We start from the raw sequence: 16963 nt of genomic DNA on the forward strand, positions 1-16963 counted from the left end.
TCGTTCTCCCTTCATATCCTCGCTTTGTGCGAGATAAGCTGCAAGACCTCATATTCCGAGCGCACGGACCTTGCGGTAGAGCGTCGAACGCGAGATGCCGAGCATGTCAGCGGCTGCCAACTTATTACCGCCGCACCGGTCGAGCGCGTCACGCAGAACGTCAAGCTCGGCGGACTCGACCAGACTTCGCCGATGCGCGCCGAGTCCCGCCTCGATGCCGGCGGGAAGCTGAATGCAGAATTCGTCGATCACGGCTGTCGGAGCCCGCAGAACAGCGCGACTCAGCACGACCTCCAGTTCGGTGATGTTGCCCGGCCACGAATACCGCCACAGATGGCGACGCACCCCGGCAGTGAGCCGCTTTCCCTTACCGTTGACAATCTTTCGAGCTAGCACCTGGGTGGCGATTGCCGGCAAATCCTCGAGTCGATCACGGAGTGGAGGCAGCGTTATTCGAAAGGAAAATTCTCGGTCGTTCGGCCCAGCGACGTTGGAATACTCGGCTGTCGCAACGAGGCGGCCTCGAAGTGAATGCGCCGCAGCGGTGAGGAGTGTGGAACGCCCACTGTCGGGGAGCGTGTCGAAATGGGTCACCAGGACGTGACCGTGGCACAGTGCTGCGGCAACTCGGTCGGTCCAGCCGTCCTGTTCGGCGTCGTGGGCGTCGAACTCGTCGATCGTGTTGCCGCGATCACCGACGAGATCGAGTATCCGTCGCGCGACGGTGCCTTTTCCCGTTCCCTGCTCCCCAGTGATCAAGATATTCGCATCGACGTCCGATGCGCGAGCCACGTCGGCCCGCAATTGCGACGCCTGTCGAGACGTTCCCGGCAGGACCGAGACGAACAGCCGCTCCTCGTGCTGCGAGACGCAGTGCAGCGGATGCGGTCGCGACAAGTCCAGTGTGACAAGCACACCCACGCGCACAGTCGCATCGAATATCGGAACAAGCTCGGTTTTCAGGGGTGCACGACCACCGAGGGGCAACATTGCCACCCTGGCACTGGAACACTCCCGCGCCCAACGCCAGAGCGCGGCCTGGTCGACAGCACCGAGGCACCGCGCGGCTGCGCTGGTGGACATGAGCAGACGCTCGTTCACCGCAACAACTTCGGTCCCCGGCGCGCGACTGGCCCTGACGAACGCCTGAGCGAGAACCATGTCACGTCCGGCAGTCTCAGCGGAACGGTTGTCCATAATGGTCCGGTGCTGAGCGAGGTCGAGGACATTAGTGGCAGCTGTCATGGTGGCGCTCCGTTGACATCGCGTTTCGAAAGGCGAACGGGGATTTGATAATTCGGCGTCAGCCGAGACTGAAGGGGTCGCGGGTTCCACCAGTCAGTTCGACCCAGATCGATTTGTTCTCGCTGTAGGAGTCGATGGCGTCGATGCCGCTCTCTCGACCAATTCCCGACAGACCGAACCCACCGAACGGCACACTCGGTGCGACGACCCGGTAGGCATTGATCCATACGGTTCCCGCCCTGACTTTCGCGGCAACTCGGTGTGCGCGGTGAACATCTTTCGTCCAGACGGCCGCAGCCAACCCGAAAGGGGTGTCGTTCGCCAGCACGATCGCGTCATCCTCGTCACGAAAGGTGTAGGCCGCCAGTACAGGTCCGAAAACCTCTTCACGCACGATCGTCGAAGCAGGTCCAACGCCGGTGAGCACGGTGGGCTTGACGAAAAGTCCGCCCATGCCCGATGGACCGTCGTCGACACTGCCGCCGTACACAACGGTGGCACCTTCCTTCTGTGCCTCCTCGAGGTAGTGCAGCACTTTGAAAAATTGCGGCTCGTTGGCTACCGGCCCCATTTCCGTTTCCGGGTCCATCGGATCGCCCAGCTTGATCGATGCCGCACGCTCGGCGACCAGCCGGACCAGTTCGTCGTGCACCGACTCGTGGACGATAAGCCGAGACCCGGCCATACAGGTTTGTCCGGTCGCGGCGAATATACCGGCGACGATGCCGTTGGCCGCGGCAGCGAGGTCGGCGTCAGCAAAGACGATCTGCGGCGACTTTCCGCCCAGCTCCAAGGTGACCGAATTGAGATTCTCTGCGGCAGCCCGTGCGACGTGCCGTCCCGTGGACGTGGCGCCGGTGAATGCGACCTTGTCGACCCCGGGATGACCGGCCAAAGCGGCACCGACCTCCGGGGACTGGCTCGTGACAACATTGAGCACTCCGGGCGGAAAGCCCGCCTCATCGAATAGCTCGGCTAGCGCGACCGTCGACGCCGACGCGTGTTCAGACGGTTTGACAACCATGGTGCATCCCGCAGCCAACGCCGGCGCAAGTTTCCAAACCAGCAGCAACAGCGGCGAATTCCAGGGCGTGATCGCCGCGACTACCCCGACGGGTTCCTTTCGCGTGTACACCAGATAGTTGGGGTTGGGTACAGGGATTTGGCGGCCTTCGACTTTGTCTGCCAGTCCCGAGTAGTAGTGAAACCACGAAGTCAGCGCCGACATCTGACCGATCATTTCGCGGTAGAGCTTGCCGGAGTCGTTCACTTCGAGCTGCGCAAGGCGCTCGGCGTTGTCTCCGATCAGATCACCGAGCCGACGCAGTAGCTGGGCGCGGACGAAACCTGTTGTGGCACCCCATTCTCCGTTCAATGCCGATCGGGCTGCTGCCACAGCGGCATCGACGTCTTCGGGGGCGCCGTCGGCAAGGATCGCCCACGCCTCGCCTGTGTAGGGGTTCTGCGACTCGAATGTCGCACGCGATGCGGCGTCGACCGGCTTGCCGCCGATGACCAATTTGAACTGCTCAAGACCTGGCATTGTTTTGCGCTCCTCGACCATCCGTGCAGTGCGCCAAATGGCGCAATTTCAACGCTAAATTTGTACGCATATTTCGCGCTTGTTTCTCGCTTACTGTATCCCCTAATGCCATAATGAGCTAGTAATAGCCGGACATATTGCGGTCGGCATAACCCCATCGAGGAGCGTCATGGTCACTACGGACCGAAGCAATCCCAGCGGTGCCCAGTCGACACAAACCACTCCACTTGCAGGGCTGCAGGTCATCGAACTGTCGTCGTTCGTCGCGGCACCGCTGGGCGGGATGACGCTCGCGCAACTCGGCGCCGAGGTGATTCGTATCGATCCGATCGGAGGTGGTCCCGATCAGCATCGCTGGCCGATCACCAACGATGGCGCCAGTCTGTATTGGGCGGGTCTGAACAAGGGCAAGCGTTCGGTGACGGTGGACCTACGCGCGGAGCCGGGCCGCGACCTGGTCCGTCAACTCGTCGGGTCCTGTGCACCAGGAACCGCGGTAGTAGTCACCAACAGCGCCGGGCAGGACTGGCTCAGCTACGACGAATTACGTAGATACCAGGCGGATCTCATCCACGTGCAGGTTCACGGCCATAGCGACGGCACGCCGGCAGTGGACTACACGGTCAACGCCGAGATGGGGTTTCCGCTGGTCACAGGACCCGCCAACCACGCCGATCCGGTCAACCACGTTCTGCCCGCCTGGGATATCGCCTGCGGACTCTACGTCGCCACAGGTGTCGCGGCCGCCACGCGGCACCGCGAACTCACTGGCGAAGGCTGCAAGCTCACCATCGCACTGTCCGACGTCGCACTCGCCATGGCCGGCAACCTCGGCATGCTCGCCGAGGCAGAGGTGACGAAGGTGCAGCGTCCGCGTATCGGCAACTACCTGTACGGCAGCTTCGCGCGCGACTTCTCGAGCGTCGACGGGCGGCGCTTCATGGTCGTCGCGCTCACCCGTCGGCATTGGCGCGATCTTCTGACTGTCACCGAGACACAAGTCGCAGTGTCCGCTCTGGAAGATGCTCTGGGCGTTGATTTTTCACGCGAGGACGACCGATACGAATACCGCGAGGCGTTAGCGGGTCTTTTCGACAGGTGGTTTTCGCGATGCACTTCTGCCGAAGTGGAAGCGGCGCTGTCTGCTACGGCGCTGCTGTGGGCCCCGTATCGCACATTCACAGACGTCGTCGCCCATCTTGGTACCTCAGCAGGCAAGAACCCCATCGTCGAACAGATCGATCAGCCGGGCATCGGCTCTTACCTCTCCCCCGGGTCGCCTCTAGTGCAGGACGGTCGCCCAGTCCGGGCGCGTCCCGCACCTTTGTTGGGAACCGATACTTACCCGGTTCTCACCGAACGCCTTGGCCTGCAACGCGAAGAGCTGTCTCGACTACGCAGTGCCGGCGTGCTTCCCGAGCAATGAGCGCCCGACCTCAGTCACAACCCAAACACCCGTACCCAGAACAGAAAGGCCCTTCATGAGCCGACTATGCAGTACCGAGGGATTGACCGACGATCAATCCGAGATTGTCGCGGCAGTCCACGACTACGTGGAAAAGAAGATCCTGCCCGTGGCAACGGAACTCGAGCATGCCGACGAGTACCCCCAACAGATCGTCGATGGGTTGAAGGAGTTGGGCATCTTCGGGCTCACGATTCCCGAAGAGTATGGCGGCTTGGGTGAATCGCTGCTCACGTACGCGCTGTGCGTGGAGGAAATCGCCCGCGGCTGGATGAGCGTCTCGGGCGTCATCAACACCCACTTCATCGTGGCGTACATGCTGATGCGACACGGCACCGAAGAACAGAAGAAGAAGTACCTGCCGAAAATGGCGACCGGCGAGGTGCGAGGTTCTTTCTCGATGTCCGAACCAGGCCTCGGTTCCGATGTGGCCGCCACCAAAACCAAAGCCGTCAAAGGCGAGGACGGCAACTACACGATCAACGGTCAGAAGATGTGGCTGACCAACGGCGGCACATCGAACCTCATCGCCGTGCTTGTGCGAACCAACGAAGGCGCAGACAGCGTCTACAAGAACATGACGACGTTCCTGGTCGAGAAGGAAGTCGGCTTCGGAGAAACTGCGCCGGGTCTCACCATTCCCGGAAAGATCGACAAGATGGGGTACAAGGGCGTCGACACCACCGAGGCCGTCTTCGACGGATATCGGACAACGGCCGACCAGATCTTGGGCGGAGCGCCGGGCAACGGTTTCTACCACATGATGGACGGTGTCGAGGTTGGCCGCGTCAACGTCGCAGCTCGTGCCTGTGGAATTGCGTTGCGCGCCTTCGAATTAGCCATTTCCTACGCGCAGCAACGAGAAACGTTCGGCAAGAAGATCGCCGATCATCAAGCGATCCTGTTCCGGCTCGCAGAGATGGCGACCAAGGTCGAGACAGCCCACGCGATGATGACCAAGGCCGCACGCCTCAAGGACAAAGGCGAACGCAACGACGTCGAGTCCGGCATGGCGAAGATGCTGGCTGCGGAGTACTGCAACGAGGTTGTGCAGGACTCGTTCCGTATCCACGGCGGATACGGCTACTCCAAGGAGTACGAAATCGAACGGCTCTACCGCGAGGCTGCCTTCATGTTGATCGGGGAAGGCACGTCGGACATTCAGAAGATGATCATCGGGCGGGCGCTGCTCAAGGACTATCAACTCCGCTCGTGAGCGATAGTAGATTCGTTCGCACGTACCTCGCCAAATGAATTAGGTTACGGACCATACCTTTTCACAATGCCTTCGCGAGAAACGCGATACGCACGTACGTACCCGATTGCACTGTGCCATTTTCGGGACACTCGCAAGTGAGCAATTCCCGTAAATACTTCACCGTGGAGACGGGATTGCACTGGACTCCGCCTTCGTCTTGGGTTCGATGCGCGTCAAATCGCGATCGAACTGTCAAGCGGCACACATCTCCACGCTCCGATAAATCGGTATTTCGACTACACGCACAGCTACAAAGAAGGGTTGAGCAATGGCATTCGACACGACCGCAGAGATCGACGAGGATCGGCTGAGCCTCCTACCCGCGGCCATTCAAAAGGACGTCGACGCCGAGCGCATCGATGGGGCTGTTGTCCTTGTCGCTCACAACGGCGAGATAGTGCTGCACGAGGCCATCGGCTACGCGGACCGTGCGGCCGGCACGCCAATGCAAACGAACGCGGTGTTCTGGACGGCGTCACTCGTCAAGCATCTATCCAATACCATGCTCCTGCGTTGCGTCGATCGTGGAGACATCGCGGTGACCACCCAAATCCGCGAAGTCATCCCCGAATACGCAACGAAGGGCAAGAACTCCACGACGGTGGCCGACTTGCTCCTTCAGCGCGCTGGGCTCCCGTTCGCCCCGAATCTTCCACCAGAGGTACTCGGCAATATCCAGGCGTTGACTGCTGCGGTATGCGGAATGCTCCCCGAACGCGAGCCTGGATCGACTATCAGTTATGCCGCAACAGTTGCACAGAGCATCATGGCTGAAATCGTGGTTCGGCTCGACGGGCAGGCGCGTGACTATCGCGAAATACTTGCCGAGCAATTGCTAGATCCGCTCAAAATGGTGGACACAAGCCTCTCGGCGCGCAAGTCTCTTGCGCCGCGCCGGGTTCCCGTCGTAGTACGCGATCGCCGACCAGGCTTACTTGACGCAGAGATCCTCGAACTCCTCGGGAACAGCACAGACGAAGACTTCGTCGTTCCTGCTGGCGCTGGTTTGACAACCACGAGTGACTACTTCCGGTTCACCGAACTATTTCGACGTGAGGGCGAGGTCGACGGGATCCGTCTCCTCAGCCCGGCGTTGGCGCGCTACAGCATCAGATCCGAAACCGGTGACGAGCCGAACACTATGTGGAGCTACGCGAAAGGTTCCCGCGACTGGCGGACGTTCCCCGCAAACCTCAGTTTGGGGTTCTACGTCCGCGGAAGCGGGATCTTCCCGCATGCGTTCGGTCAACTTGCCTCGCCCACCACCTACGGTGGCATCGGCGCCGGGTCGAACGCTTTCTGGGTCGATCCCGAGCGGAACCTCACATACGTATTTCTATCTACCGGACTGCTCGAAGAAACGCGAAGCTGGGAACGCCATCAACGCTACTCAGATCTCGTGCACTCGGCTTACATAGACTGAGAAGTCGGTTCCACCGGTCGGTGATCGCGCGGCTCAGCTATGACTGTCACCGTCCGGGAGAAATCACCACGGCGCGCCGATTGGTAGAAATCGTTCTGTAGCCTTCGTATGGCCGAATCAGGCTCAGCAACAGCCAAATAACGCTGAACATTCGAACTAACTCCCGACTGATCAGAGATGCATGTCCTTCGTCGACGGCGCCAACACTGGTGCGAACGAATCAGTTTCTTGGCCGTCACAAAAACGGTGGTCTCGAGAAAGCCTCTCGAGACCACCGTTCGGCTCTAGCACATCATCACTTCGTGAGCGCGCGCTCCCATAGAGGAACCGACGCGGCGGGTGCCTCGATCATGGGGTAGTGACCGGAGCCTTTCAGTTCGAGCGATTCAACGTTTGGAATCGCATTCACTGTGTCCTTCAAGTAATCCTCGGTGATGAACGGATCCGAGTCTCCGTAGAACAAGGTCACAGGCATCTCCAACGACCCGAGCTCCGAAAAGAACGACGCCGCAGTCCAATTGGCGAGATACGCATCCCAAACAGCTTGAGTCATCGAGGCACGGTTGCGAGCAACGAGACGGCTCAGGTCTTCGGCTGCGATGTTCGGCGAGAGTCCGCCCTTGATCGTCGGCCCGGGATCCGACCATGCACTCGCGAACGCCGCGTACGTCTGCTCGTCGAGGGGGGTGCCGGCAGGAGATGCTGGGGTGACGGCTACGACCGAGCGCACCTGCTGCGGAGCAAGGGTGGCCACGCGTAGTGCTGTGAGCCCACCCATCGAGTGCCCTAGCACCGAAAAGCTTTCCCAACCAAGACCTTTGGCGTCATCGAGAGCTGCTTGTGCCATTCCGTCGATTCCGTCAGCAGGCGCTTCGTCTCGGGCGACGCCGTAACCAGGGAAGTCGACGTACGCGAATGTGAAGCGACCGACGTCGCTCAATGCTCGCGCAGTAAGCCAAACCCCACTATCGAGGGCCCATCCGTGCAGAACGAGCACCTTGTGATTACCGTTGCCCTCTATTGCTGCAATCGTCATTGTCGATCATCCTTCCCTGTAGCCACGTCGCGTACATGCCTGCCGGTCATGGTCCGGCAGGGTCTAACGCAAACGTTACGTCGCACGAACACCTAACGGACTGTGTCATTTTCGGGTCAGTTACCTACCGCCAATCCGCGGTAAATGTGGATAGGAACCTCACCACGACCCAAAGGATTCGGCACATGGCCAACTTCGCAGTTCTCTGGACCTACACAGACGACAAGTCCAAAATCGGCGCCGCCAAGCAGGCGCACGTCGACTATCTCAAGGATCTCGTCGCCCGCGGCACCGTGACTGTCGCCGGCGGATGGCCCGACGGCAGCGGCGGCCTCGTCGTATTCGATGTCGCGAATCACGACGAGTTGCAGCCGCTGCTCGACAAGGATCCTTTCACTACTGAGGGCGTGATCGTCGATACCACGATCAAAGAATGGAGCATCGCTCTCGGATCGGTTGGGGCCGCCAGCTGAATCGTTTGTCAGACAACCAATCCGGCAGCCCGAACCAGAATTCAGGTTCGGGCTGTCGCTATTTGCGCGCCTGCCCCATTCGGTCGGCCACCACTGAACGTCGGCGTCGTAGCTACCACCAAAGCCGCGCTTCGCACGATCGAGCCACAGCAAGACCGCATATTTGGTATGAAACAATAACTATAGTCGGCTAAATACACCCGGCGATGCAGAACTTCGGAGGGAGCACCCATGTCAGTGCCGCAACCCGCCACCGGAGAGCTTCCGGGATACCGGCGCCTCGCCCTGCAACTGACGGAAGAAATCAACGCCGGACTATACGGCGCGGACACTGCACTGCCCACCGACGCCGAAGTGATGGAAAAGTATGGGCTCGGGCGGCAGACTGTCCGCCGCGCGTTCCAGGAACTCGTTGCAGACGGACTCGTATACCGCGTCCGTGGGCGAGGAACCTTTCCGACGCTTCGATCGCCGTCTGGCCGTACCGTACGATCCACCGGTTCACTCGAGGACCTAGAGGAGTGGGCCGGTACGGAGATGGAACTGACGTCGTCGCTGGAATTGCGGCACGACGTCGACAGCGCGCGTCGCCTTGAACTAGACGGTCCAGTAGTGGCGAGACTGACGGTACGGCGATGGGTCGAGGACGAACCTTTCGCCGTGACCGAAGTAATTCTTCCCCCAGATATCGGCAGTCGACTTGTCTCTGAAAATAGACTTCCCTCCGGACGTGCAGCTGGAACGATCGTCGCCATAGTCGGAACTGTTGCCGGACCGGTATCGAGCGCCGAGGAGACCGTCACAGCGATCCTGATCGATGAGGAACTCGCGGAAAAACTGCACACGGCAGTGGGTAGGCCCGCACTACGAATCGAGCGGATCTACCGAAACTCCGACGGGCAGCCTGTCGAGTTCGCCGCCACAGTCCACGCCGCCGAACGTTATGAGCATCGTCTGACAATTCACAGGACAGGCCAGCACACGCCGTAACCGTCGCCTGCGCTATTCCGCGCTCGACTCTTGACTCGCTGCAACGACCGCGAGGAGATCGCCACCCTCGACCTGTTGGACCTTGGAAATCGCGACCCGACTGACCGTGCCACTGCGCGGCGCAGTGATCGCAGCCTCCATCTTCATAGCTTCGATGGTTGCGACCGCGTCGCCCGCCTTGATCTTGTCGCCGACAGCGATCGAGAGCGTGACGACGCCGGCGAACGGCGCGGGAATGTGCGCCGGGTTGGTCTTGTCCGCCTTCTCCGCGGCAGGTACCTCGGACTCGATCGACCGGTCGCGCACCGACACCGGACGCAACTGGCCGTTGATGATGCACATGACGGTCCGCATGCCGCGCTCGTCGGGTTCGGAGATCGCTTCCAGCCCGATCAGCAGCTCGACACCCTGCGACAGTTCGACGCGGTGTTCCTCGCCACGGCGCAGTCCGTAGAAGAACTGATTGGCCGAGAGTCCCGACGTGTCGCCGTACTTCTCGCGGTGCGCCTCGAATTCCTTTGTGGGACCCGGGAACAGAAGACGATTGAGCGTGGCCTGCCGCTGTTTCGACGTACCGGCCAACCCTGCGTCGTCTGCAGCGGTCAACGGTGTGATCGGCTTTGCCTCCGAGCGCCCTTCCAGTGCCCGTGTGCGGAACGGTTCCGGCCACCCGCCCGCGGGTGTGCCGAGTTCGCCGCGCAGGAAGCCGATCACCGAGTCGGGGATGTCGTAGGTGGCCGGGTTGGCCGCGAAATCGTCGACGTCGACGCCGGTTCCGACGAGTGCGAGCGCGAGGTCGCCGACGACCTTGGACGAGGGCGTCACCTTCACCAACCGACCGAGCAGCCGGTCTGCTGCGGCGTACTTCGCCTCGACCTCCTCGAACCGGTCGCCGAGCCCGAGGGCGATCGCCTGCTGGCGAAGGTTGGACAGCTGACCACCCGGGATCTCGTGGGTGTAGACGCGACCGGTCGGCGCGGGAAGTCCGGATTCGAAGGGCGCGTACACCTTTCGCAGCGCCTCCCAGTACGGCTCCAAGTCGCAGACGGCTTGCAGATTCAGTCCGGTGTCGCGTTCGGTGTGCGCAGCGGCGGCCACGATCGCCGACAGTGCGGGCTGGCTCGTCGTGCCTGCCATCGCCGCACTGGCACCGTCGACCGCGTCCGCTCCCGCCTGCCACGCAGCGAAGTACGTGGCGAGCTGACCACCCGGAGTGTCGTGCGTGTGCACGTGCACCGGGAGGTCGAAGTTACTACGCAACGCCGTGACCAGCGTGGTTGCCGCAGGCGCCCGCAGCAGTCCGGCCATGTCCTTGATCGCGAGCACGTGCGCGCCCGCGTCGACGATCTGCTCGGCCAGCTTCAGGTAGTAGTCAAGCGTGTACAGATTCTCCGCCGGATTGGCAAGGTCACCGGTGTAGCTCATCGCCACTTCGGCTATGGCAGTACCGGTTTCGCGAACCGCGTCGATCGCCGGGCGCATCTGGTCGACGTTGTTCAGCGCGTCGAAGATCCTGAAGATGTCGATACCGGTATCGGTCGCCTCGGAAACGAATGCGCGCGTGACCTTTTCCGGATACGGCGTGTAGCCGACCGTGTTGCGGCCGCGCAGCAGCATCTGCAAACAGATGTTCGGCACCGCTTCACGCAGGGCCGCGAGACGCTCCCACGGATCCTCGTGCAAGAACCGAAGGGCCACATCGTAGGTCGCGCCACCCCATGCCTCGATGGACAGCAACTCCGGCGTCAGATGCGCGACGTGCCCGGCGACGCCGAGCAGGCCTGTCGTCCGGACCCGGGTCGCCAGCAACGACTGGTGTGCGTCACGGAATGTCGTGTCGGTGACACCGAGAGCCTTCTGCTCGCGCAGTGCCTTCGCGAAGCCCTCCGGGCCCAACTCGAGCAACCGCTGCCGCGAACCGTTCGGCGGGGCGACCGTGAGGTCGATGAGGGGCAGCTTGTCTTTCGGATAGACCTTCGACGGCCGAGTGCCGTGCGGCTTGTTGACCGTGACGTCTGCAAGGTAGTTCAGAATCTTCGTGCCACGGTCTGCCGATCCGCGTTGGGTCAGCAGCTGTGGCCGCTCCTCGATGAACGACGTGGTGACGTTTCCGGCCCCGAAGTCCTCGTCGTCGAGAACCGCCTGTAGGAACGGGATGTTCGTCGATACTCCGCGTATACGGAACTCCGCCAACGCGCGACGCGCCCTGGCAACAGCTGTCGGGAAGTCCCGGCCACGACAGGTCAGTTTGACCAGCATCGAGTCGAAGTACGCCGCGACGTCGGCGCCCAAGTTCGCGCCGCCGTCGAGCCGGATTCCGGCACCACCGGGCGACCGGTACGCGGTAATGCGGCCGGTGTCGGGCCGGAACCCGTTCGCGGGATCCTCGGTCGTGATGCGGCACTGCAAAGCCGCGCCGCGCAAGACGATCTTGTCCTGGGTCAGCCCCAGGTCGGCGAGCGACTCCCCCGACGCGATGCGAAGCTGCGACTGAACGAGATCGACGTCGGTGACCTCCTCGGTCACTGTGTGCTCCACCTGGATTCGTGGATTCATCTCGATGAAGACGTGGTTGCCGCGCTTGTCGAGCAGGAACTCGACAGTCCCTGCGCAGGTGTAGCCGATCTGCTTGGCGAAAGCGACCGCATCGGCGCAGATCTTCGCCCGCACCTCCGACGGCAGATTCGGAGCAGGCGCAAGCTCGATGACCTTCTGGTGGCGGCGCTGCACCGAGCAGTCGCGCTCGTAGAGGTGAATCACGTTGCCCTGCTGGTCTGCCAGGATCTGCACTTCGATGTGGCGCGGATCGATGACGGCCTGCTCGAGGAAGACGGTGGGATCGCCGAACGCCGATTCGGCTTCGCGCGCCGCAGCCTCGATCGACTCCTTCAGTTGTTCACGTTCGGCCACGCGCCGCATGCCGCGACCGCCACCACCGGCGACCGCTTTGACGAACAACGGGAACGTCATGTCCTCGGCAGCCGCGAGCAACTCCTCGACATCAGCAGACGGCTCCGACGACGCGAGCACCGGAAGTCCGGCTGCCTTCGCTGCGGCAATGGCGCGCGCCTTGTTGCCGGTCAGCTCGAGAATCTCCGCCGACGGCCCTACGAAGGTGATGCCTTCGGCCGCACATGCTGCGGCGAGGTCCGGGTTCTCGGAAAGAAAACCGTATCCGGGGTACACCGCGTCTGCCCCGGAACTCTTTGCCGCAGAGACGATCTCCGAGATCGACAGGTACGCCCGCACCGGGTGACCTGTCTCACCGATCTGATAGCTCTCGTCGGCCTTCAGCCTGTGCAGCGAGTTTCGATCCTCGTACGGAAAGACAGCGACCGTACCCGCACCGAGTTCGTACGAGGCACGAAACGCACGGATAGCAATTTCGCCGCGATTGGCTACCAAAACTTTCGAGAACAACGGATCCCCTAGATTTCAAGGTCGCTCGCACCGGCTGAAAACTGACGCCTTCGGTGACTGCAAACATCAACTTGCACGCTACGTTGGGCCAACCCGAGCAAACATCGGCCAACTGGTCAGTTCTCGTGACAACTTTTCAGCGTTTTGGAGCAGTCCTCCCGGCGGGCGACGCAATGGTCTCATCTCCTTCGACGCCAACGTGACGGCGATCAGCTGTCAGCACGCCGAGTGGAATGTCGACCGGCAGCGGGTTCGGTTCTTGCCGTCGTCGCCGCGTCGCAGTGGGCGAGACGCGGTCGGTTTGAAAACGCGTCCTCTGTGGTGCCTTCTGCTAACACTGGGTCCGAGTGAACTTTGATCCCTCGGGATGGGCGGCCGCGCTGTTCGCACTGCTCCCCTCCCCCTGGCCGCAAACCTCATGGGGCAAAGGGGGTGGAGGCGCGCGGTGATTCGTTCCTAGCCTTCGAAGGACTACACGAAGTGCTACCCGTCACACCGCTTTCCGAACTCGCTGCAAGTGGAAGGATGTCTGCCGAACAACACCACCGATTGCGGTCGGTGGCGCAGACCTTCGGCGGACGCGATCGAACTGTTCAACCTCGCCGCGGTCCCGATCACTCGATACCGGTACCGCGACAACACAATCCCCAACCCCTGGACCGTGGCCAAACACGCCTAACGGCAGACACCATGGAGAGCCCGTGGGGTGGAAACACGCATGGCGGGTTCGGCGAGCGGGCTGCGGAAACGGACCGATGGCAACATCGGCACCGCGCCGCACGCCGACTCAACCAACTCCTGACCTTCCGCCCCGCACATTCCGTGTTCCCGCGGGTTGTCGTCGGTTCATCCGGCAGCCATCCGGCGAAACCCGCCGGATAAACGCCGGATACTGGTCGAAAACGCTCCCCCGCACAGCCGGGGCTGTACCTTAAAGAGTCTCTGACCTGGGCCTTTTACGTGGTGGTCCCGGCTGGGTTCGAACCAGCGACCTTCCGCGTGTGAAGCGGACGCTCTTCCACTGAGCCACGGGACCGTGTGACCGTGGTGGAACATTACACGGTCGTTCGGATGCTTCCCAATCGCTTTGCCGGTCTATTGCGGCAATGTCTGCAGACCAGCCACCGATTCGGCATCGACACACGATACTGGTCGAGTGCAGCGGCTGGATGACGATGCGGCGATGGCCCTGTTGGAGAACACGGCCGGCGCGATCGTTTCCGTGGATACGAACGCCACGATCCTCTTCGTCAATGCCGCGGCCGAGCGGCTGACCGGCTTTTCACGTTCCGAGTTGATCGGTACGCCGATCACGCGGTTGCTCCCACCGGAACATGCGGAGAAGCTGCTCTGCCGCGCGGACGGCACGTGCGTGCCGGTCGAGTTGTCCACCGCTACGTTGCCCAATTCGCCCCAAGCGTTCGTGCTCACGCTCCATGACATCACCGAGCGCCAAGTGACCGAGGAGGCATTGCGGGCGTCCGTGGCGGAACTTGCGGCCGAACGGCAGGCGCAGGCGGACCTCGAAACCTACCAACGGGTGCTCGAACAGATCGCACGCGGCAAACCGCGCGACGAGACGCTCAATGATTTATGCCACGAGGTCGAAGCTCGCTTCCCCGGCACGATTTGCAGCGTCATGGTGCCCGACGCGACCGGCCAACGACTTCACGTCGCAGCGGCCCCGTCGTTGTCGCCTGCGGCCCGCACAGCGCTGGCCGACCTTCCTGTCCAAGATGGGGTCGGTTCGTGCGGCACCGCCGCCGCTACGGGCCGAACCACGATCGTCTTCAACACACTCACGGACCCGCGTACGGCAAATTTCGTCGACCTCGCTCGCGATTTCGATCTGCACGCGGTGTGGTCGAGTCCGTTGTACGACTCCGACACCCGGCTCTTGGGCACGTTCGCGCTGTATCGCTCGGTCCCCCACCAGCCCGGCGCCTCCGAAATCGCAGCAATTGGAGCGGCGGCGGGGCTTGCGGCCCTTGCGATTCAGCGGTCGGACGCAGATCGGGCACTGACCGAGGCCGCAGAACGCGATCAGCTGACCGGGCTCTTCAATCGCGCACGGTTCCTGACCCTGCTCGCGGGCGAGCTCGCGAACCCGGACGCGCGGGTTGCTGTGCTGTTCTTCGACCTAGATCGCTTCAAGCGCATCAACGACAGCATGGGTCACCCGGCCGGCGACCGGATTTTGGTCGAGGTCAGCGGGCGACTGTCCGATGTCGTCGGCGAATCGGCAATTCTCGCGCGTTTCGGCGGTGACGAGTTCACGGTCCTGCTGCCCGAGGGCACCGATTCCGGCATTGCGGCGTTGGCCGATCGAGTCAACGCCGCGTTTGCCGCACCCTTCGTGATCGACGGCGGCGAATTCTTCTTCACAGTGTCGATCGGGGTCGCCGTCAACGACGAACATTCCGACGCATTCAGCCTGGTTCGCGATGCCGACGCCGCGATGTACGTCGCTAAGGAACGTGGGCGGCCGGGATTCGTTCAGTTCGACAACGCCCTTCGCGAGCGTGCCGTCGAACGTCTGACCCGCGAGAACGAGCTGCTCCGCGCGATCGAACGAGACGAGTTGGTCGTCGAATATCAGCCACTGACGAGGCTGAGCGACGGCTCGTTGTATGGATACGAAGCGCTGGTCCGGTGGCCGCACCCCACCCTCGGCCTTCTGCCACCGGCTGAATTCATTCCTCTGGCAGAAGAAACCGGCCTGATCGTCCCGCTCGGCATCAGCGTTCTCCGGACCACCATTCGCGACATCGCCGGATTAGCGAGCATCAATCCTGACGTTCGCGTCAGCGTGAACGTCTCCGTCCTCCAACTCGGCGACCGATCGGTCGAGAACGCGATCCGTTCGTCGCTCGACCGATACCGGGTTGCGCCAGCCAACCTCGTCGTCGAAGTGACCGAAACCGGGTTCATGCAAGACCTCGACATCGCTGCCAACGCCCTGCGACGCATCGCCGATCTGGGGGTGGACGTGATGATCGACGACTTCGGCATCGGCTACTCCTCGATTGCACGCTTGTCGGAATTGCCGATCGTCGGTGTCAAGATCGACCGTCGTTTCACCAAGAATCTCGGAGCCGACACCCAAGCGAACGGGGTGCTCGCCGCAATCACCCGATTGGCCCACGCATTCGAGCTGCTCGTCGTCGCCGAGGGCATCGAATCGAGCGAGGCTCTCGCCGTAGCGGACAAGGTCGGCTGCGACTACGCCCAGGGCTTTCACCTCGCCAGACCGATGAGGGTCGATGCAGCTCGAGCGGCGCTACTGACGTTTGTCAGCCAGGAATGAGTCACAACCCGTCACAGGCCGTACGGAATCAGTCGCTTGGTTTGGCCATGTATAGCCGGTACGGGTCACCAAGTCCGTCGACCAGCGCGCGCTCTTCCGCCGGTATCCGGATGACGTAGCCGAGCGCGAGGACCGAGACCGTCAGAGGCGCCAGCCAATTCCCGTATGCGATGGTGAAGCCCAGTGCACAGAGCACCGGCCTAAGACGGGTGCCTGATCAGGCGGTACAGGCCGGTGTCGATGACCCGGTGGCCGGGTGCGGTGTGAATTTCGAAGGTGAAGAACGATCCCAACTGCCGGACTGCGGCCAATCTGAGGGCCTGCCCAGCGCCGGGACGAGCGGGCTGAGGATGCCGCCTCGATGTATGCGGCGAGGAGGCCGATGCCGATGCCTACACCGGTCGCCGCAGCGCTGAGCTACGCATCGCTCGGTGGCTCGTTCTTGCCGATTCGGTACACGCAGTACACCCAAGCAACAAATCCGACGGCCAGGACGGTTGCGGCGATCGGGTTGGTCGCAAAGTAAGCGAGTCAACAGACCCCCTGGCCAGCGGATTTGTGACAACAGAGGTGGTTCGGCTAGTGTTTCCAGTCGCACCTCAGAGGCTGTTTCTTACGGCCGAAGAGGATGAAATGCGGATGTAGCGCAGTTGGTAGCGCACAACCTTGCCAAGGTTGGGGTCGCGGGTTCGAATCCCGTCATCCGCTCGAGAGGGTCGTTTTTGGCCTTACGGTGGAGTGGCCGAGTGGTGAGGCAACGGCCTGCAAAGCCGTGCACACGGGTTCGATTCCCGTCTCCACCT

The 16963-nt window shown here is 62.0% G+C and carries 13 protein-coding genes and 3 tRNA genes; 9 read left to right on the forward strand and 7 right to left on the reverse strand.

What is annotated here, in order from left to right; genetic code table 11:
* Positions 1–48: 48 nt before the first annotated feature.
* Together FGL95_RS02405 and FGL95_RS02410 are read right to left on the reverse strand one after the other, a co-directional pair.
* Positions 49–1245, reverse strand: coding sequence for a helix-turn-helix domain-containing protein (locus tag FGL95_RS02405; RefSeq protein WP_169584573.1), 1197 nt, complete (start codon positions 1243–1245; stop codon positions 49–51).
* 58 nt (positions 1246–1303) lie between these two features.
* Positions 1304–2788, reverse strand: a complete 1485-nt coding sequence (locus FGL95_RS02410; protein ID WP_169584574.1) for an aldehyde dehydrogenase — start codon at positions 2786–2788, stop codon at positions 1304–1306.
* A gap of 169 nt (positions 2789–2957) precedes the next feature.
* Between FGL95_RS02410 and FGL95_RS02415 the strand changes: the two genes are divergently transcribed.
* The 3 genes from FGL95_RS02415 to FGL95_RS02425 all read left to right on the forward strand — a co-directional run bounded on the left by FGL95_RS02415 (position 2958) and on the right by FGL95_RS02425 (position 6934).
* The gene (locus FGL95_RS02415) at positions 2958–4214 is read left to right on the forward strand and encodes a CoA transferase (protein WP_169584575.1); all 1257 of its coding nucleotides are present in this window, start codon (positions 2958–2960) and stop codon (positions 4212–4214) included.
* Positions 4215–4269: 55 nt separating this feature from the next.
* Positions 4270–5469 (forward strand): acyl-CoA dehydrogenase family protein, encoded by a 1200-nt coding sequence (locus FGL95_RS02420; RefSeq protein ID WP_169584576.1) that lies wholly within the window; start codon positions 4270–4272, stop codon positions 5467–5469.
* A gap of 310 nt (positions 5470–5779) precedes the next feature.
* Entirely contained in the window at positions 5780–6934 is a 1155-nt protein-coding gene (locus FGL95_RS02425; protein ID WP_169584577.1) for a serine hydrolase domain-containing protein, read from the forward strand.
* A 295-nt stretch (positions 6935–7229) separates the two neighbouring features.
* Here the strand turns inward: FGL95_RS02425 and FGL95_RS02430 are convergent, their stop codons facing one another.
* Entirely contained in the window at positions 7230–7970 is a 741-nt protein-coding gene (locus FGL95_RS02430; protein ID WP_169584578.1) for an alpha/beta fold hydrolase, read from the reverse strand.
* Between the two features lie 185 nt (positions 7971–8155).
* Between FGL95_RS02430 and FGL95_RS02435 the strand changes: the two genes are divergently transcribed.
* Both FGL95_RS02435 and FGL95_RS02440 read left to right on the forward strand, forming a co-directional pair.
* Complete coding sequence (locus FGL95_RS02435; RefSeq protein WP_169584579.1) at positions 8156–8443, forward strand: YciI family protein; 288 nt, start codon at positions 8156–8158, stop codon at positions 8441–8443.
* Positions 8444–8674: 231 nt separating this feature from the next.
* Positions 8675–9433, forward strand: a complete 759-nt coding sequence (locus tag FGL95_RS02440; protein ID WP_169584580.1) for a GntR family transcriptional regulator — start codon at positions 8675–8677, stop codon at positions 9431–9433.
* Positions 9434–9445: 12 nt separating this feature from the next.
* Here FGL95_RS02440 and FGL95_RS02445 read toward each other — a convergent pair whose 3' ends face one another.
* The gene (locus FGL95_RS02445; RefSeq protein ID WP_169584581.1) at positions 9446–12853 is read right to left on the reverse strand and encodes a pyruvate carboxylase; all 3408 of its coding nucleotides are present in this window, start codon (positions 12851–12853) and stop codon (positions 9446–9448) included.
* A gap of 961 nt (positions 12854–13814) precedes the next feature.
* Positions 13815–13889 (reverse strand) — tRNA-Val (locus FGL95_RS02450).
* Between the two features lie 120 nt (positions 13890–14009).
* Here FGL95_RS02450 and FGL95_RS02455 point away from each other — a divergent pair.
* Positions 14010–16160, forward strand: a complete 2151-nt coding sequence (locus FGL95_RS02455; RefSeq protein ID WP_169584582.1) for an EAL domain-containing protein — start codon at positions 14010–14012, stop codon at positions 16158–16160.
* Between the two features lie 28 nt (positions 16161–16188).
* Here the strand turns inward: FGL95_RS02455 and FGL95_RS32140 are convergent, their stop codons facing one another.
* Positions 16189–16356: a hypothetical protein gene (locus tag FGL95_RS32140; protein ID WP_240962636.1), complete on the reverse strand. Its 168-nt coding sequence runs from the start codon at positions 16354–16356 to the stop codon at positions 16189–16191.
* Between the two features lie 4 nt (positions 16357–16360).
* Positions 16361–16471 (reverse strand): isoprenylcysteine carboxylmethyltransferase family protein, encoded by a 111-nt coding sequence (locus FGL95_RS33095; RefSeq protein WP_420838008.1) that lies wholly within the window; start codon positions 16469–16471, stop codon positions 16361–16363.
* A 77-nt stretch (positions 16472–16548) separates the two neighbouring features.
* Between FGL95_RS33095 and FGL95_RS32145 the strand changes: the two genes are divergently transcribed.
* The 3 genes from FGL95_RS32145 to FGL95_RS02470 all read left to right on the forward strand — a co-directional run bounded on the left by FGL95_RS32145 (position 16549) and on the right by FGL95_RS02470 (position 16963).
* Complete coding sequence (locus FGL95_RS32145) at positions 16549–16686, forward strand: hypothetical protein (protein WP_240962637.1); 138 nt, start codon at positions 16549–16551, stop codon at positions 16684–16686.
* A gap of 109 nt (positions 16687–16795) precedes the next feature.
* Positions 16796–16868: transfer RNA gene (locus FGL95_RS02465), tRNA-Gly, on the forward strand.
* 24 nt (positions 16869–16892) lie between these two features.
* Positions 16893–16963, forward strand: a tRNA-Cys gene (locus FGL95_RS02470).

It is taken from the genome of Antrihabitans stalactiti, from assembly GCF_012932915.1.
GTDB lineage: Bacteria > Actinomycetota > Actinomycetes > Mycobacteriales > Mycobacteriaceae > Antrihabitans > Antrihabitans stalactiti.